This is a genomic window from Streptomyces sp. YS415 (assembly GCF_023544665.1).
Lineage (GTDB): Bacteria > Actinomycetota > Actinomycetes > Streptomycetales > Streptomycetaceae > Streptomyces.
In genome coordinates, this window is record NZ_JAMJFL010000010.1 from 50,856 (window position 1) to 70,117 (window position 19,262).

17 protein-coding genes and 1 pseudogene are annotated in these 19,262 nt (G+C 73.2%); 12 read left to right on the plus strand and 6 right to left on the minus strand.

The window, feature by feature from the left end:
• The first annotated feature begins 4 nt into the window (after positions 1-4).
• The 3 genes from M8H82_RS14905 to M8H82_RS14915 all read left to right on the plus strand — a co-directional run bounded on the left by M8H82_RS14905 (position 5) and on the right by M8H82_RS14915 (position 3,087).
• Positions 5-727, plus strand: a complete 723-nt coding sequence (locus tag M8H82_RS14905; protein ID WP_250074009.1) for a DNA alkylation repair protein — start codon at positions 5-7, stop codon at positions 725-727.
• Between the two features lie 252 nt (positions 728-979).
• Positions 980-2,158 (plus strand): elongation factor Tu, encoded by a 1,179-nt coding sequence (gene tuf / locus M8H82_RS14910; RefSeq protein WP_250074011.1) that lies wholly within the window; start codon positions 980-982, stop codon positions 2,156-2,158.
• Positions 2,159-2,247: 89 nt separating this feature from the next.
• Positions 2,248-3,087, plus strand: a complete 840-nt coding sequence (locus M8H82_RS14915) for a fused MFS/spermidine synthase (RefSeq protein ID WP_250074013.1) — start codon at positions 2,248-2,250, stop codon at positions 3,085-3,087.
• Here the strand turns inward: M8H82_RS14915 and M8H82_RS14920 are convergent.
• Positions 3,049-4,338 (minus strand): MFS transporter, encoded by a 1,290-nt coding sequence (locus M8H82_RS14920; RefSeq protein ID WP_250074015.1) that lies wholly within the window; start codon positions 4,336-4,338, stop codon positions 3,049-3,051. The genes M8H82_RS14915 and M8H82_RS14920 overlap by 39 nt on opposite strands.
• A 73-nt stretch (positions 4,339-4,411) precedes the next feature.
• Complete coding sequence (locus M8H82_RS14925; RefSeq protein ID WP_250074017.1) at positions 4,412-5,419, minus strand: hypothetical protein; 1,008 nt, start codon at positions 5,417-5,419, stop codon at positions 4,412-4,414.
• Between the two features lie 164 nt (positions 5,420-5,583).
• On the opposite strand from M8H82_RS14925, the gene M8H82_RS14930 reads away from it, so the two are divergent.
• The 5 genes from M8H82_RS14930 (at position 5,584) to M8H82_RS14950 (ending at position 12,914) form a co-directional block, all read left to right on the plus strand.
• The gene (locus M8H82_RS14930; RefSeq protein WP_250074388.1) at positions 5,584-6,021 is read left to right on the plus strand and encodes a DUF4442 domain-containing protein; all 438 of its coding nucleotides are present in this window, start codon (positions 5,584-5,586) and stop codon (positions 6,019-6,021) included.
• A gap of 283 nt (positions 6,022-6,304) precedes the next feature.
• Positions 6,305-7,951, plus strand: a complete 1,647-nt coding sequence (locus tag M8H82_RS14935; protein ID WP_250074019.1) for an RICIN domain-containing protein — start codon at positions 6,305-6,307, stop codon at positions 7,949-7,951.
• Positions 7,952-8,167: 216 nt separating this feature from the next.
• Positions 8,168-10,636 (plus strand): beta-glucosidase, encoded by a 2,469-nt coding sequence (locus M8H82_RS14940; protein ID WP_250074021.1) that lies wholly within the window; start codon positions 8,168-8,170, stop codon positions 10,634-10,636.
• Positions 10,633-12,192: a carboxylesterase/lipase family protein gene (locus M8H82_RS14945; RefSeq protein WP_250074023.1), complete on the plus strand. Its 1,560-nt coding sequence runs from the start codon at positions 10,633-10,635 to the stop codon at positions 12,190-12,192. Before M8H82_RS14940 ends, M8H82_RS14945 begins: the two co-directional genes overlap by 4 nt.
• A gap of 77 nt (positions 12,193-12,269) precedes the next feature.
• On the plus strand, positions 12,270-12,914 hold the full coding sequence (locus M8H82_RS14950) for a DedA family protein (protein WP_250074025.1): 645 nt from the start codon (positions 12,270-12,272) through the stop codon (positions 12,912-12,914).
• A gap of 65 nt (positions 12,915-12,979) precedes the next feature.
• On the opposite strand, the gene M8H82_RS36440 is transcribed toward M8H82_RS14950, so the two are convergent.
• Positions 12,980-13,495: a gamma carbonic anhydrase family protein gene (locus M8H82_RS36440; RefSeq protein WP_284048914.1), complete on the minus strand. Its 516-nt coding sequence runs from the start codon at positions 13,493-13,495 to the stop codon at positions 12,980-12,982.
• A 107-nt stretch (positions 13,496-13,602) separates the two neighbouring features.
• On the opposite strand from M8H82_RS36440, the gene M8H82_RS14965 reads away from it, so the two are divergent.
• From M8H82_RS14965 to M8H82_RS14975, 3 genes are all read left to right on the plus strand, one after another.
• Positions 13,603-14,367, plus strand: a complete 765-nt coding sequence (locus M8H82_RS14965) for an acyltransferase (protein WP_250074027.1) — start codon at positions 13,603-13,605, stop codon at positions 14,365-14,367.
• A gap of 135 nt (positions 14,368-14,502) precedes the next feature.
• Positions 14,503-15,075, plus strand: coding sequence for an XRE family transcriptional regulator (locus tag M8H82_RS14970; protein WP_250074028.1), 573 nt, complete (start codon positions 14,503-14,505; stop codon positions 15,073-15,075).
• 29 nt (positions 15,076-15,104) lie between these two features.
• On the plus strand, positions 15,105-15,662 hold the full coding sequence (locus M8H82_RS14975; protein ID WP_250074030.1) for a YbaK/EbsC family protein: 558 nt from the start codon (positions 15,105-15,107) through the stop codon (positions 15,660-15,662).
• A gap of 2 nt (positions 15,663-15,664) precedes the next feature.
• On the opposite strand, the gene M8H82_RS14980 is transcribed toward M8H82_RS14975, so the two are convergent.
• Entirely contained in the window at positions 15,665-16,684 is a 1,020-nt protein-coding gene (locus M8H82_RS14980; protein WP_250074032.1) for a cation diffusion facilitator family transporter, read from the minus strand.
• A gap of 59 nt (positions 16,685-16,743) precedes the next feature.
• Here M8H82_RS14980 and M8H82_RS14985 point away from each other — a divergent pair, with 59 nt between their 5' ends.
• Positions 16,744-17,103 (plus strand): metalloregulator ArsR/SmtB family transcription factor, encoded by a 360-nt coding sequence (locus tag M8H82_RS14985; protein WP_250074034.1) that lies wholly within the window; start codon positions 16,744-16,746, stop codon positions 17,101-17,103.
• A gap of 1 nt (position 17,104) precedes the next feature.
• Here the strand turns inward: M8H82_RS14985 and M8H82_RS14990 are convergent, their stop codons facing one another.
• Positions 17,105-18,328: a 4-hydroxybenzoate 3-monooxygenase gene (locus M8H82_RS14990; RefSeq protein WP_374211659.1), complete on the minus strand. Its 1,224-nt coding sequence runs from the start codon at positions 18,326-18,328 to the stop codon at positions 17,105-17,107.
• Between the two features lie 25 nt (positions 18,329-18,353).
• Positions 18,354-19,186: pseudogene (locus M8H82_RS14995) on the minus strand (formylglycine-generating enzyme family protein).
• Between the last annotated feature and the right edge of the window lie 76 nt (positions 19,187-19,262).

The following is a 19,262-nucleotide window of genomic DNA, read 5'->3' on the forward strand; positions in this document are numbered from 1 at the left end:
TCTCATGAGCGTGACAGGCGGGAGAACCCCGCAGGTCCCCGACAGCGCCCTCGCCGACACCCTGCTGGCCCGGCTCACCGCCGTCTACGGCGCCCGGGCCGATCCGGAACGGGCCGCGTCCATGCGGGCGTACATGAAGGACGTGGCCCCCTTCCTCGGCCTCCCCACGCCCGTGCGCCGGGCCCTGTCCCGCACGGTCCTGGAGGGCGTGCCCCGCCCCGACGAGGCCGACTGCACGGCCGTCGCCCTGCGCTGCTGGCGGCTGCCGGAGCGCGAGTACCACTACTTCGCCGTGGACTACCTGCGCCGCCACGCCGGGCGCTGCACCTCCGCCTTCCTGCCCGTGACCCGGCACCTGGTCTCCACCGTCCCCTGGTGGGACACCGTCGACCTGCTCGCCGTCCACGTGGTCGGCACCCTCGTCGCCGCCGACCCCACCCTCACCGCCGACATGGACGACTGGAGCGCGGACGACGACCTGTGGATCGTCCGCACCGCCCTGCTCCACCAGCTGCGCTACCGGCAACACACCGACACCGAACGCCTCTTCGGCTACTGCCTGCGCCAGTCGGGGCACCCCGACTTCTTCGTCCGCAAAGCCATCGGCTGGGCACTGCGCGAGTACGCCAAGACCGACGCGGACGCCGTACGGGACTTCCTCGCGCGCGAGGAGAAACGCTTCGCGCCGCTGTCGGTGCGGGAGGCGCTGAAGAACACCCGCGCCTGACGTCCCGTACGGCGGAAAACCATTCGACGCCGAACAGCGCGTCGACGAGTATCGGCCCCATGTTCCGGCACGCCTTCGTCCTCGCAGCATCCGCGGTCGCGGATGCCCCGAAGGCTGCCGTCCTCGTCTTCCCGGCCGCAGTCGACGGCGCCCGAAGCTGACCCTCCCCGGATCGTCCGGCGGACCCCGCAGGGGGAGGGTCGGCCGGTCCCCGGGGTCCCAACGCCACTTCTGACGCTTCGAGGTACCGCCATGTCCAAGACGGCATACGTCCGCACCAAACCACATCTCAACATCGGCACCATGGGCCACGTCGACCACGGCAAGACCACCCTGACCGCCGCCATCACCAAGGTCCTCGCCGAGCGCGACTCCGGCACCCGCTACGTGCCCTTCGACCGCATCGACCGGGCGCCGGAGGAGGCCGCGCGCGGCATCACCATCAACATCGCGCACGTCGAGTACGAGACCGACACCCGGCACTACGCCCACGTCGACATGCCGGGCCACGCCGACTACGTCAAGAACATGGTCACCGGCGCCGCGCAGCTCGACGGGGCGATCCTCGTCGTCTCCGCGCTCGACGGGATCATGCCGCAGACCGCCGAACACGTGCTGCTCGCCCGGCAGGTGGGGGTGGACCATGTGGTCGTCGCGCTGAACAAGGCGGACGCGGCGGACGAGGAGCTGGTCGAACTCGTCGAGCTGGAGGTCCGCGACCTGCTCACCGAGCACGGCTACGGGGGCGACTCCGCGCCGGTCGTACGGGTCTCCGGGCTCCGCGCCCTGGAGGGGGACCCGAAGTGGACGGCGGCCGTGGAGGCGCTGCTGGACGCGGTGGACACCTACGTCCCGACGCCGGAGCGGTACGTGGACGCGCCGTTCCTGCTGCCCGTCGAGAACGTGCTGACCATCACCGGCCGCGGCACCGTCGTCACCGGTGCCGTCGAGCGGGGCACCGTGCGGGTCGGCGACCGGGTGGAGGTGCTCGGGGCCGGCGTCGAGACCGTCGTCACCGGCGTCGAGACCTTCGGCAAGCCGATGGAGGAGGCGCAGGCCGGGGACAGCGTGGCGCTGCTGCTGCGCGGGGTCCCCCGGGACGCCGTGCGGCGGGGGCACGTGGTGGCCGCGCCGGGCAGTGTCGTGCCGCGCACGCGGTTCACCGCGCAGGTGTACGTGCTGTCGGCCCGGGAGGGCGGCCGTGCGACCGCGGTCTCCACCGGTTACCGGCCGCAGTTCTACATCCGGACCGCGGATGTGGTGGGCGACGTCGACCTCGGTGCGGCGGGTCTCGCGCGGCCCGGGGAGACCGTCACGATGACCGTGGAGCTGGGGCGTGCGGTTCCGCTGGAGCCCGGGCTCGGGTTCGCCATCCGTGAGGGCGGACGCACCGTGGGGGCGGGGACCGTGACCCGTGTGATGGCCACCTGATGTGCGTGGGGGACTGCCGGCCCGGTGGCGGCCGGTCGCGCAGTTCCCCGCGCCCCTTCCCGGCGTTCGCCGCCCCGCACAATGGGGACGTGACCGAAGCCCTCCCCGTCAGCCGGACCGTCGACCACGGCACCGCCAAGCTCATGCCCGACGTCGACCGTGAACGGGCCTGGCTGCTCACGGTCGACGGGGCTCCGCAGTCCTACGTCGACCTCGACGAGCCGACCCATCTGGAGTTCGAGTACGCACGGCGGCTCGGGCATGTGCTGGATGTCGTCGCGGAGCCGGGGCGGGCGCTGGACGTGCTGCATCTCGGAGGCGGGGCGCTCACGATCCCCCGGTACGTGGCCGCCACCCGCCCCGGGTCGCGGCAGGACGTCGTCGAGGCGGACCGGGGGCTGCTGCAGCTCGTCGTGGACCACCTGCCCGTGCCCGACGGGATCGCCCTGCACACGGCGGATGCCCGGGCCTGGACCGAAGCCGCGCCCGCCGACTCCGCCGACGTCCTGGTCGCCGACGTCTTCGGGGGGTCCCGCGTTCCGGCGCATCTGACGACCCTGGCCTACGCCCGTGCGGCCGAGCGCGTGCTGCGCGGCACCGGGGTGTATCTCGCCAACCTCGCCGACGCCGCGCCGTTCACCTTCCTGCGCTCCCAGCTCGCCACCTTCGCGGCGGTGTTCGAGGAGCTGGCACTGATCGCCGAGCCGGGGGTGCTGCGCGGGCGGCGGTTCGGCAACGCCGTGCTGGTCGCCGCGCACCGGCCCGTCGACCTCGCCGCCCTGACCCGGCTCACCGCGTCCGACGCCTTCCCGGCCCGGGTCGAACACGGGCCGGGCCTGCGGACGTTCATCGGCGGCGCGCGGCCGGTACGGGACGAGGACGCCGTACCGTCACCCGAGCCCCCCGACGGGGCTTTCGGTATCGGCTGACGGCTGCGCGGAGGCCGCCGTCACGTGCTTGGTACGGCGGCGCAGATTCCGTACGTCCGGTACGCACAGCACCGCCGCCGTGACCACGACGACCAGCACCGCGCACCCCCACAGGGCCGAGGTCCGCCCGAACGCCGTCTCCGCCGGGCCGGCCAGCGCCATGGTCAGCGGGACCAGGGCGACCGAGCCGAACCAGTCGTAGGCGGAGACCCGGGAGAGCTTGTCCTCCGGGATCTCCTGGTGGAGCGCGGTCATCCAGCTGACGCCGAACACCTCCAGGGTCACGCCGGTGAGGAACATCACGGCGCACAGGACGCCGACCGAGGTGGGGATCGCGAGGGCGGCGGAGGGCAGGGCCAGCGGGAAGACGCACAGGGTGCCGGCCAGGAGCAGCCGGCGGGGCTTCCAGCGGGTCATCAGCAGGGCGCCGACGACCGTGCCCGCGCCGAAGAAGCCCAGGGCGAGGCCCCAGGGCGCGCCGCCGCCCAGGTGATCGCGGGCGACCAAGGGGCCGTAGACCGCGTCCGCCGCGCCGACCACCGCGTTCGCGATCGAGAACTGCACGACCACCGCCCACAGCCACGGCCGGCCGCTGAACTCCCGCCAGCCCTCCCGCAGATCGGAGAGCAGGCCGCCGCCGGGGGCGCGCGGCGCGATATGGCTGACGTCGAGGAAGGCGCGCAGCGACCCGGCGACGGCGAAGGCGGCGGCGTCCGCGGCGAGCACCCAGCCGGGGCCGATCGCGGCGACCATCGCACCGCCCAGGGCGGCACCGCCCACCGCGGCGCCCTGCATGGCCATCCGGAACATGGCGAACGCGCGGCTCACCTGGTCGCCGCTGACCGAGGACATCAGCATGCCCTCGGCCGCCGGGGAGAAGAACGCGTGGCCGGTGCCGCCGAGCGCGGTCAGCAGCATCATCTGCCACAGCAGCGGCTCGCCGGTCAGCACCAGCACCGCGAAGGCGGCCTGCGAGACGCAGTTCAGTGCGTTGGCGGCGACCATCACCCGGTGCCGGGGCAGCCGGTCCGCCACGGCTCCGCCGATGAGCAGGAACAGCACCAGCGGCAGGGTCCGGGCGGCCGCCACCAGGCCCACGTCGCCGCCGTCCCCGCCCGACTCCAGCACGGCGAACGCGGCGGCGATCAGCGCGCCGTGGCTGCCGAGGTTGGTCACGACCGCGGACGCGGTCAGCAGGGAGTAGTTGCGGCCCGCCCAGGTCGGGCGGCGGAGCGGGATGGTGGGCTTCACCTCGCGACTATCGCCGCGGCGGGGCCGACTTGCCAAATGCGATTCCAGCTGACTTCGGCCCCGCCACCTGCGCCTAGGTGTCGGTCGGCATGGCCTCGGTGAGGCGCACGGTGCTGAGGATCTTCTGGATCGTCGCCTCCGGGATCTCCTCCTTGACGCCCTTGGCGCCGAAGAGGTTCCAGGTGACGAAGTCGCCCGCGCCGTTCTCGAACGCGAAGGTGATCGCCTTGCCCTCGGTGTCGCACTTGCCGTTCTGCGGGGTGTTCTCCGAGTGGGCGGTGGCGACGCTGCCCTCGATGCCGGAAGTCGTCGTGTACGGCTTGGGCTTGGAGAACTTCACGCTCTTGCGGTCCGGCTGGGTGTAGCCGCCGAAGATCCACCACGGCACGCGGGTCTCCGCGGCCTCGGTGAGGTCCTTGGCGCCGTTCTCACCGCGGGTGCCGGCGGTGACCAGGGCGGTGTCCTCGGTGCGGCCGTCCTTGTCGGAGTCGACGGTGCACCACTTGGACTTGAGGTAGGCGGGGGCGGTGACGGTGGAGCGGTCGAGCTTGCCGTCCTTGTCCTCCCACTCGAAGCCGACGCTGGTGTCGGCCCTGTCGATCTCCCAGTCGGCGGGCACGTCGAACATCGTGCCGAAGCGCGGGTTGACGACGACCTTCCAGCCCTCGACGGTCGGCTTCAGTTCCTCGTCGCCGCGCGGATCGTCGCCCGAGCCGGACTCGGAGGCGGTGGGCTCGGCCGACTTGCTCACGGTCGGCTTCGGCGACGCCTTGCCGTCCGCCTTGTCCTTGTCGTCGCCGCCCAGCACCAGGAACCCGGTGACACCGGCGGCCACGACCACGGCCGTGGCCGCCACGATCGCGACCAGCTTGGTCCGGTTGCCGCCGCCCCCGCCACCCTGCGGAGCCGGCGCCCCGGCCGGGGTCGGCGCGCCCCACTGCGGCTGCTGGCCGTAGGCGGGGGGCTGCTGATAGCCCGGCTGCTGGTACGGATTCGGCTGCTGGTACCCCGGCTGCTGGTACGGGTTGTTCTGCTGCTGCGGGTTCTGCTCGCCCCCGGGCGGCTGCTGTCCTGGCCACATGGGCAGCAACCCTAGCGGCGCCGGGGACACGATTCGGTCACCGGGTCTTGTCAGGGACGTAGCAATTCAGCGGTCCGTCGGCGGAAGGTCCGTACGGCGATCACGCGGGATGTCTGGCCAGTGAGGCTACTCGTGGGTAACATGCGGCCATGAGCGCAGATCAGATGTCGATCGGCGAGTTGCTCGCCGCCACGGTGCCGATGGTTCGGACGCTGAACCTGGAGTACCTGGAGACCACTCCGGAGAGGGCCGTGCTGGCCCTTCCGGACCAGAGCGAGTACCGCAACCACGTCGGCGGACCGCATGCCGGGGCCATGTTCACGCTGGGGGAGTCGGCCAGTGGGGCGATCGTGCTCGCGGCCTTCGGGGACCAGCTGTCCCGGGCCGTCCCCCTCCCGGTCACCGCGGAGATCGCCTTCAAGAAGATCGCCCTGGGCGCGGTCACCGCCACCGCGACGCTGGGCCGGCCGATCGACGAGGTCGTCGCCGAGCTCGACGCCGGCGAGCGGCCGGAGTTCCCGGTGAGCGTGGCGATCCAGCGCGCGGACGGCGCGGTCACCACCGAGATGACGGTCGTGTGGACCCTGCGTCCCAACGGCTGACCGAGCTGTTCTCCGCGAAGGGCCCCCGGTGGGGGCCCTTTGTGTCATGTCCGGCTGTCCCGTGCGGAGAATTCGTGCGGCAATCCCCGTGCTGTGCACACAACTTGGGATTGGTTCGGACCGCAGGTTCGAATGCCGGTGCGGATACCGCCGGTAACTGCACAGTAATTCCGGGGGCTTGCCCGAGGAGCACTCGAACTCCTTGTTTCCTCTGAACCGTTTGTGCGAAAGTGAGCGCCCCCTCACGGGGAGTGCCGCAAGCGGCCTGGAAGGAAATGATTCCGTGCAATCCCCTTACCCCCCACGCCCCCCGTATCCGCCCCGGCCGGGACCGCGCCTCGAAGAATCCGACCGGGATCTGCTCGCCCGTCTCGCCCCGTCAGGCGCCGGTGCCGACGGTGTTCCGCTGCTGATGGCCCGGCATTGGCGGGCCGCCCACGACTACGCCGTGATCTGCCTGGCCGCGGCCGGAAGTCCGGCGTCCATGGTGACCGCGAACGCCTTCCACCGGGTCCTCGGCGAGCCGCCCGGCGGCGCGCTGCGACCCCAGCTCCTCAAGGCCGTACGGGAGACGGTCAAGGAGTGGGCGGCCGACGAGCGAATTCATGCCGTACTTCCGGAACTCCGTAAACCGACCGGTGCCCGTGGGCTTCGGGCCGCGAGATCCGTGACCCCCGAAAGGCGACGGCTCGCCGAGCGCGCATTCCAGGCCCTTCCGGGCGCCTCGCAATGCCTTTTGTGGCACACGGAGGTCGAGGCGGAACCCCTGACCGTACCGGCCGGTCTGCTGGGCGTGGACAGCGTGACGGCATCGGCCGCGCTGGAGCGGGCGCGCGAGCAGTTCCGCACCGCCTGCGTCCGCGCGCACCACGACCTCGCGCCCACCCGGGAATGCCGCTTCTACGGCCGTCTCCTCGATGTCCCGATCCGCCGGGGCGGTTCGCTGCTGCCCGATGTCCAGCGGCACCTGACCGAGTGCCGCTACTGCCGGCAGGCCGCCGAGCAACTCGGCCACTTCGAGGGCGGACTGGGGGAGTTGCTCGCCGAGACGGTCCTCGGCTGGGGCGCCCGGCGCTATCTGGACTCGCGTCCCGGCCGCGCGGACCAGTACCCGGCGCGGCCGGCACGCGCGCGTGGCGGACGGCACCGGCCCGTCGCGGCGCGGAGGCCGGCTCGGCCCTCGGGGCGGACCAAGGCCGTCGTCGGCGCCGGTCTGGCCTCCCTCGCCCTGCTCGCGACCGTCCTGGTCGGCGCAGGCCGGTCCGATGGCAACGGTGTCCCCGATCCGCACGCCACCTGGGGCGCCCCGAGCGCGGTCACCGAGCCGCCGACGCCGGATCCCGCCTCCGCGAGCCGTTCCGTGGAACTGGGCCACGGCCGGCTGCGCAACCTCGGCACCGGTCTCTGCCTCGACCTCCGGGAGGCGGCACCCCGGCCCGGGACGGCGACCGTCCTCGCCGGATGCTCGGCCGCCGGATCCCAACGGTGGTCGTACCGGAACGACGGCCTGCTCCGCAGCGCCGCCGACCCCACCCTCTGCCTGAACTCCCACGCCGACGAGGGCGCGGTCGTGCTCGGCGACTGCCTGGTGCACGCCGGCGAAGTGCGCCACGACCTCACCGTGCGCGGCGAACTCCTGCTCCGCGGCGCCGAGGACCGGGCCGTGGCGTCCGGCGACGGCAAGGAGGTGACGGTCGCCGGACGGGACGGATCCGCGGACCAGCGCTGGGAGTTCGACGCTGCCGAGGTGCGGCCCCCTGACCGGCACCGGAGCCAGGAGCCGTACGAGACCCGAGTCGCCCGGACCGGCACGCAGGCGGAACCCGAACCCGCTGCTCGGCCCGACGCGGTGGCGCGCCCCGCCCTCCCTGATGAGGCGCTGGAGGTCCTCTCCCCGGCCAGCGAGCCGCTCGGCTCGCTGGTCTCCTAGACCACAGGGCCACCCCCGCCGGGGTGGCCCTTCTCCGTTCGGGTCATTGACACGAGTCACCGCTCGCTCTACGTTTCCGACGCGCCGGTGGCGTTGCTCACGGGGTGTCAAGTCCGACTGACGCATAGTGCGGTCAAAGGGCGACAACAGACCGGGCGCCACAGCGCACCGCGGTTCACCTCGTCGTGCCCGCACACCGAAGGAGTGACGGCTGCCATGACCGACACTGTTTCCCGGCGTTCCGCCCTGCGGCTGGTGGGCGGCGCCGTCGCCGTCGCCGCCGCGGCGACCGGCGGAGCGACCTCCCCCGCGGGCGCCCACGCGCCCGGCGGACCGGGACCGAGCGCCGGCCGGCGCGTGGAAAGCCTGCTCGCCCGGCTCACCCTCGACGAGAAGATCTCCCTCCTGCACGGCGCCACCGACCCCGCCCCGCTCGGCCAGGCGGGCTACCTCCCCGGCGTCGAGCGCCTCGGCATCCCGCCCCTGCGGCTGGCCGACGGCCCGGCCGGGGTCCGGGTCACCGCCCGTGCCACCGCCCTGCCCGCGCCCGTCCTGCTGGCGTCCGCCTTCGACCCGGAGCTGGCCCGCCGCTACGGCCGGGTCATCGGGCACGAGGGCCGCGCCCTCGGCCAGGACGTCCTGCTCTCCCCGATGGTCAACCTCATCCGCACCCCGTACGCCGGGCGGAACTTCGAGACGTTCAGCGAGGACCCGCTGCTCACCGCCGACCTGGTGGCCGCCGAGATCGAGGGCATCCAGGGCGAGGGCCTCGTCGCCACCGTCAAGCACTTCGCCCTGAACAACCAGGAGCGGGACCGCGAGAGCGTCGACGTCCGGGTGGACGAGCGGACGATGCACGAGGTCGAACTGCGCGGCTTTAAGGCCGCGGTCGACGCCGGCGCCGGTGCGGTCATGGGCGCCTACAACAAGGTCAACGGCACCTACGCCTGCGAGAACAAGACCCTCCTCACCGACGTCCTGCGCACCCAGTGGGGCTTCGAGGGCCTGGTGATGACCGACTGGTTCGCCGCCCACAGCACCCGGAAGGCCCTCACCGCGGGCCTGGACCTGGAGATGCCGGCCGGCACCCACTTCGGCGCGGCGCTGAAGCGGGCCGTGCGCGACGGCAGCGTGGCCGAGCGGTACGTCGACCGGGCCGTACGCCGGATCCTGTCCGTGCTGGACCGCTTCGGCCTCCTCGACGGCAGCGCGCCGCCGCGACCCGAACGTGACAGCCGAGCGGGCGCGGCCGTGGCCCTGGAGGTCGCCAAGGCGGGCGCCACCCTGCTGCGCAACAAGCGCGGCACCCTCCCCCTGGCCGACGGCAGCATCGCCGTGATCGGCCAGCCCGGCTCCCTGCCCTTCATCAGCGGCGGCGGCAGCGCCCATGTCGTGCCCGACCACGCCGCCGGCCCTCTCGACGCCCTGCGCGCACGCGGCGGCCGGGTGACCCACGCGCTGGGCGAGGACATCTTCGGCAAACCCCTCCCCGCCGCCGTGCTCAGCCCGCGCTTCGACAGCGAGGGCCGGCGGGTCGAGGCCGGGCGCACCTGGTCCTACGACGGCACGCTCACCGTCGACCGGGCCGACGAGTGGACCTTCGTCATCCACTACTCCGGCGCACCGACGATCCGGCCGAAGGTGGTCCTCGACGGCAAGGAGCTCTTCCCGCTCGTGCCGGGCTGGGGCGAGTACTTCATGGGCGGTTACGTCACCACCGCCGCCGACGGGATGTCCGTGCGCCGCAGGACGGTCGCGGTCGCCAAGGGCACGCACAAGCTGAGGATCACCGCACCGGGCGGGGACACCGGACAGCGGTTCCGGTTGCGCCGCATCACCAGCGCGACCCGGGCCCAGGACGTCGCCGAGGCCGTACGGGCAGCGCGCGCCGCCCACCATGCGGTGCTGTTCGCCTACGAGGACGCGACCGAGGGCCAGGACCGCACGACCATCCGACTCCCCGGTCATCAGGACGCGTTGATCGAGGCGGTGACGGCGGCGAACCCGCGCACCACCGTCGTCCTCAACACCTCCTCCGCCACGTCGATGCCCTGGCTGGAGCGCACGGGAGCCGTGCTCCAGATGTACTACCCGGGCCAGGAGGGCGCGGCCGCCACCGCCGCCGTCCTGTTCGGCGACTGCGATCCCGGCGGCCGCCTCACCCAGACCTTCCCCTTCGACGACGACCACCATCCCGTCGCCGGGGACCCGCGCCGCTACCCGGGCGTCGGCGGCACCGAGCTCTACTCGGAGGGGGTCCACGCCGGGCACCGCTGGTACGACGCCAAGGGCGAGCGGCCGCTGTTCCCGTTCGGGCACGGGCTGTCGTACACCTCCTTCGGCTACGAGGACGTCTCCGCGCACTGGCACCGGCACGGCCTCGACGTGCGCTTCACGGTTCGCAACACCGGCCGGCGCGCCGGGATCGCGGTGCCGCAGGTGTACGTGGGCCGCTCGCCCGACCTGGAACTCGACCAGGCGGTACGGGTGCTGGGCGGTTACCGGCGGCTCGCGCTGGACGCCGGGCAGCGGCAACGGGTGAGTGTGCGGGTGGCGCCGCGGACGCTGTCGTCGTGGGACGCGGACCGCCACGCCTGGGTGCTGGGCACCGGGCGGCGCAGTGTGTGGGTAGGGGCGTCCGCAGGGGATCTGCGGCTTCGTACGAGTGTGGAGGTGCACGGGTGATACGTCGTGTCGTGACAGCGCTGGCGGCCCTCGCCGCGGCGGTGATCGTCCCCGCCCCGGTGCAGGCGGCCGAGGGACAGCAGAGGCCGGTCGTACGGACCGAGGCGGGCCTGGTGCGCGGTGAACGCACCGCCGAGGGGCGGCAGTTCCTCGGCATCCCGTACGCCGAGGCGCCCGTCGGCGCGCTGCGCTGGAAGGAGCCCCGGGCGGTCCGGCCCTGGCAAGGCGTCCGCGCCGCCGACGACTTCGGCAACACGTGCGTGCAAGGCGCGAGCTGGGACCCCGGGTACGAGCAGCCCAGCCACACCGAGGACTGCCTCGACCTCAACGTGTACGTGCCCGAGGGCTCCCGGCGGCGGGCGGTGCTCGTCTGGTTCCACGGCGGCGGACTCACCGCCGGGGCCGGTCGGGACGTCGTCCCCGACACCTTCGCCCGGCAGACCGGCACGGTCGTCGTGACCGTCAACTACCGCCTCGGCGCCATCGGCTTCCTCGCCACGGCCGGACTCGACGACGAGGCCGCGGACGGCGTCTCCGGCAACTTCGGCATGCTCGACCAGCAGGCCGCGCTGCGCTGGGTGCGCGCCAACATCGGCCGCTTCGGCGGCGACCCGGGTCGCGTGACCATCGCGGGCGAGTCGGCGGGCGGCCGCTCGGTCTGCACCCAGCTGGCCTCGCCCACCGCGAAGGGCCTGTTCCGGGCGGCCGTCATCCAGAGCGGCGCCTACGACGACTGCGCCGCACGCACCCGGGAGACGGCGGTGGAACAGGGCGCCGCCTTCGCCGAGAAGCTCGGCTGCGCGACGGTGGCGTGCCTGCGCGGCAAGTCGTCCGCCGAGATCCTGGCCGCGCAGGGCGGCTTCGACTGGGGACCGGTGACCGGCGGCGCCTTCCTGCCCGTCCAGCCCGCCGAGGCCTTCGCCTCCGGAGCGGCGGCCGGGGTGCCGGTGATGAACGGCGCCAACCTGGACGAGGGGCGGCTGTTCGCCTTCGGCCGGTTCGACGCGACGGGCGCTCCGCTCACGGCCGGGCGGTACCCGGCGGTGATGCGGGCCGCCTTCGGCGAGGAGGTGCTCGCCCGCTACCCCCTGACCGCCCACCCCTCCCCGACCATCGCCTTCGGCACCGCCCTCGGCGACCGGATGTTCGCCTGCTCCGCGCTCCGGCTCGACGCCACACTGGCCGGCCGCGGTCCGGTGTACCCGTACGAGTTCGCCGACCGCACCTCCCCGCCCTTCGCCTCGCTGCGCGACCTCGGCACCGGCTTCGACTTCGGCGCCACGCACGTCAACGAGGTGCAGTACCTCTTCAAGCACTTCGGCCTGCAGAGCCCGCTGAACGCCGAGCAGCGGGCGCTGGCCCGGCAGATGGTCCAGTACTGGGGCTCCTTCGTCCGCACCGGAGTGCCCCGCGCCGCCGGGCAGCCCGCCATGCCGGAGGGCGGGCCGGAGCGGGTGCTCTCGCTGCGGACGGCGTCCGCGGGCGGCAACGCTCCCAGCGCGTCCGTGCACCGGGACCACCAGTGCGACCTGTGGGACGCGGAGGCGTCGCGCTGAGCAGGTAGGCTTCCCCGGCGCCCGCTCGCCCACGAGCGGGCGCCGGGAACACGCCCAGCACAGGAGAGGAAGCGGCGTTGCACGTCCAGGAATGGCTCGAAACGGTGCCCCCGCTGGCCATCTATCTGCTGGTGGGCCTGGTCATCGGCCTGGAGAGCCTGGGCATCCCGCTGCCCGGCGAGATCATCCTGGTCTCCTCGGCGCTGCTCGCCTCGCAGCACGGTGAGATCGACCCCGTGATCCTCGGCGCCTGCGCCACCGCGGGCGCCATCATCGGTGACTCCATCGGCTACGCCATCGGCCGCAAGGGCGGCCGTCCCCTGCTGGCCTGGCTGGGCGGGAAGTTCCCCAGGCACTTCAGCGAGGGGCACATCGCGACCGCCGAGCGCTCCTTCCAGAAGTGGGGCATGTGGGCGGTCTTCTTCGGCCGCTTCGTCGCCCTCCTGCGCATCTTCGCGGGGCCCCTGGCGGGCGTCCTGCACATGCCGTACTGGAAGTTCCTCACGGCCAACGTCCTCGGCGGCATCCTCTGGGCGGGCGGCACGACGGCGGTCATCTACTACGTGGGCGTGGTCGCCGAGTCCTGGCTGAAGCGGTTCTCGTGGCTGGGCCTGGTGGCGGCGGTGCTGATCGGCCTGACGTCGTTCCTGATCCTGAAGCGCAAGGCGAAGCAGGCACCGGCTGCGCCGGCGGAGCCGGAGCTGGTGAGCGCCGGGGAGTAGAGCTCCCTCGGGGGCGCGGGGAACTGCGCGAGCGCCCCCGCGCCGCCGCAGACCGCGTACGACCTCTAGTGGCCGTGCTCTTCCCGGTGAGCCCCCGCCAACTGCGCATACATCGTCCCGTTGAGCGTGAGTCCCTGACGCTCCTCTTCCGTGAGCTCCCGCTTGACCTTCGCAGGCACTCCGGCCACCAGCGACCCGGGCGGCACGACCATCCCCTGCGGTACCAACGCCTGCGCGGCGACCAGGGAGCCCGCCCCGATGACCGCCCCGTTCAGCACGGTCGCCCCCATCCCGACGAGGCAGTCGTCCTCGACGGTCGCCCCGTGGACCACGGCGTTGTGCCCGATGGAAACACGTTCCCCCACGGTCACCGGGAAGCCGGGGTCCGCGTGCAGGGTGCAGTTGTCCTGCACGTTGCTGCTCGCGCCGACGGAGATCCGCTCGACGTCACCGCGCAGCACGGCGCCGTACCAGACGCTCGCTCCCGCCCGCAGCCTCACGTCGCCGATCACCGAGGCGGTGGGCGCCACGAAGACGTCCTCGTCCACCTTCGGCTCCCGGCCGCCGATTCCCTTGATCATCATCGCCTCCCGCTCATGTGACTCAGGGCACCGTACGCCACCGGTTGGGGCGAAGATCACAGGCCCTCCGGCTCATCAGGGCGCCGGGCGCTCAGTACGGTGAGCCCGTGCCGAAGAGCAAGAACACGTTCTCATCCTGGAGTCGCCGAGCGGCGCAGCGGGCCGTCCACGCGGGCTGGGCCTGGGTGCAGCGCACCGGCTCGGTGACGGCCGAGCGGCCGGGGCGCTTCCACTTCGGCGCGATCGGCGAGGCCACCCGCCTGGCGTTCCCGCTGGGCACGGTCTTCGGCGAACCGTGGATCGAGCTGGGTTCCCACTGCATCGTGGGCGAGCAGGTCACGCTGACCGCGGGCCTGATGCCCGACCTCGACCTCGGCCCCGAACCGATCCTGCGGATCGGTGACGGTGTCGTCCTCGGCCGGGGCAGCCACGTCATCGCCGACACCACGGTCACCATCGGCAGCGACTGCTACTTCGGCCCCTACGTCTACGTCACGTCCACGAACCACTCCTACGACGACCCGCACGAGCCCATCGGCAAGCAGTGGCCGCGGATGGAGCCGGTGTCCATCGGGCCGGGCTGCTGGATCGGCACCGGCGCGGTGATCCTGCCGGGCGCGAGGATCGGCCGGAACGTGGTCGTGGCGGCCGGCGCCGTGGTCCGCGGCGCGGTCCCCGACCACGCGGTCGTGGCAGGGGCGCCTGCCCGGGTCGTACGCCGCTGGACCCCCGCCGACGGCTGGCAGCCCCCCTTGCGGACACCGGCACCGGTCCCGATACCGGACGGTGTGACCTCGGAACAACTGGCGGCCCTGGCGGATCTGGACGAGGAGACGGTGGCGCGGCTGGCGCAGCTTGACGCGGAGGGCTGAGCCCGCTCCCCGGCGCCTGGATCCCCTCGCGGGTCGCCTCGCAGTACAGTTCGGTGCACGGTCGGGTACACCCCACCGTAGTGCAATGAATTGAACCGTGTCATTTACCGTGATGGACCAAACGTTGGACGGAACGTGTCGGACCTCGACCTGCTGACCCAGTCCCTGGCCCGCAACGTCAAGCACTGGCGTGCGGTACGCGGCTTCACCCTGGACGTGCTCGCCACCCGGGCCAACGTCAGCCGCGGGATGCTCATCCAGATCGAGCAGGCGCGCACCAACCCCAGCCTCGGCACGGTCGTGAAGATCGGCGACGCGCTCGGCGTGAGCATCACCACGCTGCTGGAGTACGAGCAGGGCCCGCAGGTCCGTGTCGTCCCCGCCGACCAGGCCGTACGGCTGTGGCACACCGACACCGGCAGCTACAACCTCCTCCTCGCCGGCACCGAGGCCCCGGGCCCGCTGGAGCTGTGGGAGTGGCGGCTGACGGCGGGCGAGAGCAGTTCGTCCGACCCGCATCCCACGGGCACGGCGGAACTGATCCATGTCCTGGAGGGCGAGCTGACCCTCACCGTGGACGGCGTGGAGTACCGCGTCCCGGCGGGCGCGACCGCATCCTTCGAGGCCAACACCCCGCACACGTACGGCAATACCGGCGAGGTGCCGATGCGGATGGTGATGGCGGTCTCCGTCCCGCCCGTGAACTGAGCGGCGCCGGCGCTTGCTACCGTGCGGCCATGCGCGCACCCATCGGACACTTCGACCGGGCCCTCCCCGCCCCCGACTGCCTCGACGAACTGACCGCCCCGGTCGCCGACGCCGTACGCCACTGGAGCGGCAGCGTCCCCGCCGACCAGATCGTCTACGTCGACACCGACCCGCAATGGGCCGACACCGCCGTGTTCGTCGAGCACTACGGCCGGGAGTTGCTCGAGCAGTCCGCCAACTGCGTCGTGGTGGCGGGCAAGCGCGGCGGCGAGACCTCACTCGCCGCCTGTGTCGTGCTCTCCACCGCCCGCGTCGACGTCAATGGCGCGGTCCGCCGTCAACTCGGCGCCCGCAAGGCCTCCTTCGCCGCCATGGACACCGCGACCGGCGAGACCGGCATGGAGTACGGCGGCATCACCCCGATCGGACTGCCCGCCGACTGGCCGGTGCTGGTGGACTCCGCCGTGGTCGACCTGCCGTACGTCCTCGTCGGCAGCGGACGCCGGCGCGGCAAGCTGCTGGTGCCGGGCAAGGCCTTCGCCGAGCTGCCCGGAGCCGTCGTGCTGGACGGGCTCGGGCTCGCCTGAGCTCAGGCCGCCGTGTGGTGGGCCAGCGGCAGATGCGGGTCCGCCTCGCCGGGCACGGGCGCCGGGTCCGCGTGGACCAGGGCCGCGGTGAGCCGGGGGACGGCGTGCAGCAGGGCGTGCTCGGCGTCGACCGCGATCGCGTGGGCCTGCCGTACCGTCGCCTCGCCGTCCACCACGACCGCGACCTCCGCGCGCAGCCGGTGCCCGATCCAGCGCAGCCGCAGCTCGCCCACCCCGCGCACCCCCGGCACCTCCCGCAGCGCATGTTCGGCCCGGTCCACCAGGGCCGGGTCCACGGCGTCCAGCACCCGCCGGAACACTTCCCGCGCCGCGTCCCGCAGCACCAGCACGATCGCCGCGGTGATGGCCAGCCCCACGACGGGGTCGGCCAGGTGCCAGCCGAGCGCCGCCCCGCCCGCGCTCAGCAGCACCGCGAGCGAGGTGAATCCGTCGGTACGGGCGTGCAGGCCGTCCGCGACGAGTGCGGCCGAGCCGATCGCCCGGCCCACTCGGATCCGGTACCGCGCCACCCACTCATTGCCCGCGAACCCCACCAGCGCCGCCGCGGCCACCGCGGGCAGGTGCTGGACGGGACGGGGGTCCAGCAGCCGGTCGAACGCCGTCCACGCGGCGAACGCCGCCGACGCCGCGATGGTCAGCACGATCACCAGCCCCGCCAGATCCTCCGCGCGGCCGTAGCCGTAGGTGAGGCGCCGGGTCGCCGCGCGGCGGCCCAGCACGAAGGCGATGCCGAGGGGGACGGCGGTCAGCGCGTCGGCGGTGTTGTGCGCGGTGTCGCCGAGCAGGGCCACCGAGCCGGACATCGCCACGACGACCGCCTGGACGAGTGCCGTCGTGCCCAGCACCGCCAGTGACACCCACAGCGCGCGCATGCCGCGGGCCGAGGACTCCAGGGCGTTGTCCAGCTTGTCGGCCGTGTCGTGGGAGTGCGGCTTGAGGAGGTGGGCGAGGCGGTGGCGGCGCGTGTGGTGATGAGGGTGGTCGTGGTGCGGGTGGCTCACGGGGCCTCCTTCCGGTGTCGGCGGTGGACTTACCCGGTCCACGACGCCATTATGTGCGTATGAGCGCACGCATGCACCTGTCACCTGCGCACGATGCGCACCCGCGCACCCCGGGCGAGGAGCAGTTCGCCCTCGCCGCCGAACTCCTCGCCCTCCTCGGCGACCGCACCCGGCTGGCCCTGCTGCACGCGCTGACCGGGGAAGAGGCCGACGTCAGCACGCTCACGCAGGCATGCGGAGCGGCCCGGCCCGCCGTCAGCCAGCATCTGGCGCGGCTGCGTCTCGCCGGGCTGGTGAACACGCGCAAGGAGGGCCGCCGGGTGATCTACTCCCTGCACGACGGCCATCTGCGCCGGCTGGTGGAGGAGGCGCTGAAGGTGGCGGACCACCGGATCGGCGACCGGCCCCCGCACGACTGAGCTAGCGGTGCGCGGTCATGCCCAAGTACTGCTCGGCGAAGGCGAGTCCCGCGGACGGGGAACCGAGCAGCCGGCGCAGCCGGGCCAGCGTGGTGCCCGCGCGATGCGGGTCGCCGGAGGAGACGCCGTGGTACATCTCCGACAGCCACTGCGAGAACTCCTGGTAGTCCCAGACCCGGCTCAGACAGGCCGCCGAGTAGCCGTCCAGGCCGCTCCGGTCGCCCTTGGCGAGCCGGCCGACCAGGGCGTCGCCGAGCAGGAAGGCGTCGTGCAGGGCGAGGTTCATGCCCTTGGCCGCGATCGGCGCGGTGAGATGGGCCGCGTCCCCGGCCAGGAACAGGCGACCGTACGTCATCGGCTCCACGACGTAACTGTGCATGTCCAGCACGCGCTTCTCGATCAGCCGCCCCTCGGTCAGCCGGGGTGCGCCGGCCGCGCCGAGCCGCTGCCGGAGCTCGGACCAGACCCTTGCGTGGGACCAGTTCTCCGGGTCGTCGCCGGGCGGGCACTGCAGGTAGTAGCGGGTGACCTCGGGGCTGCGGGCCATGTGCCCGGCGAACCCGCGCGGATGCATCCCGAACACCACGCAGTCGTTGGACGGCGGCGCCTCGGCGAGCAGCGCCAGCCAGCCGATGCCGTAGTCGTGGCGCGAGACCCGGGCGCTGCCGGGCGGCAGCGCGTCGCGGCTCACCCCGCGCGCCCCGTCGCAGCCCGCCACGAAGTCGCAGTGCACCGTGTGCCGTCGGCCCGACCCGGGGTCCGTGTACGACACCGAGGGGCGGTCCGAGTCCAGGTCGTGCAGCTCCACGTCCCGCAGGCCGAAGCGGATCGCGCCGCCCCGCACGTCCGCGTACTCCCGCACCAGGTCCGTCACCAGCAACGGCTGCGGATAGACGTAGTGGTGATACCCCGTCAGCTCGGCGTACCCGAACCGGTGGCGCCGCCCGGCGAACCTGAACTCGCACTCGGTGTGCACCTGGCCGCGGGCCAGCAGGTTCGCCGCGAGGCCGCGCCGGTCGAGCCCGCGTACGGCCCATTCCTCCAGGACGCCGGCCCGCGGCCGCCGCTCGATGAACTCACGGCTCTCGGTCTCCAGGACCAGACAGTCCACGTCGGCGGCGCGCAGGATGTTGCCGATGGTGAGACCGGCCGGTCCCGCGCCGACGATGACGACCGGAAAGCGTTGCGCGGCACCGGAGTTGGAGTGGTGGGGCAGGGAAGTCACCCGAGCATTATGTGGGGGCCCGGCCTCAGGCGTCCGCCGCGCAGCGGAAACCCGCGTGGCCGCTGGAGCTGTCCGGGGTGGTGGCGCTGCGGGCGGCCACGCGGTAGCGGTTGCAGTAGGAGGCGTGGCACAGGTAGGAGCCGCCGCGGATGACCTTGGCGGTGCCCTCGGCCGGGCCGGCCGGGTCGACCGCCCCGCGCTGCTCCGTGGACCACCAGTCCGCGCACCACTCCCACACGTTGCCCGACGTGTTGTACAGGCCGTGGCCGTTGGGCTCGAAGGCATCCACCGGAGCCGTGCCCGCACAGCCGTCGGCGGCGGTGTCGTCGGTGGGGAAGGTGCCACGCCAGATGTTGCAGCGGGGAGCGCCGTCCGGGTCCAGGTCGTCGCCCCAGGGGTAGCGCCGCTGGATGAGGCCGCCGCGAGCCGCGTACTCCCACTCGGCCTCGGTGGGCAGCCGTTTGCCCGCCCAGGCCGCGTAGGCGGTGGCGTCGTACCAGGACACATGGACCACCGGATGGTCGCCACGCCCGGCGAGATCGCTGCCCGGCCCCTCCGGCCGGTCCCAGGCCGCCCCCGTGACGGCGCACCACCAGGGCGTCCCCCGGGCCGCGGGGCGCCCCGGCGCAGCGCGCCGGGCAGGAACCCGGCGAAGACGTACGACCAGTCCAGGCGCTCGGCGTCGGTGAGGTGGCCGGTGTCGGCGGCGAAGGCCGCGAAGTCGTCGTTCGTCACCGCCCAGGCGTCGATACGGAAGGGCCGCAGCCGCACGGTCCGGACCGGGCCCTCGGCGTCGTCCGGGAAGCCTTCCGCGTCGTCGGTGCCCATAGGGAACGCGCCGCCGGGGAGCGGGACCATGCGGTCGGTGGAGGCGGAGGCCGGGCCGTCGGCGAAGGCTTGCGGGGACGGCCCGACCCGCCCGGACCCGGACCCG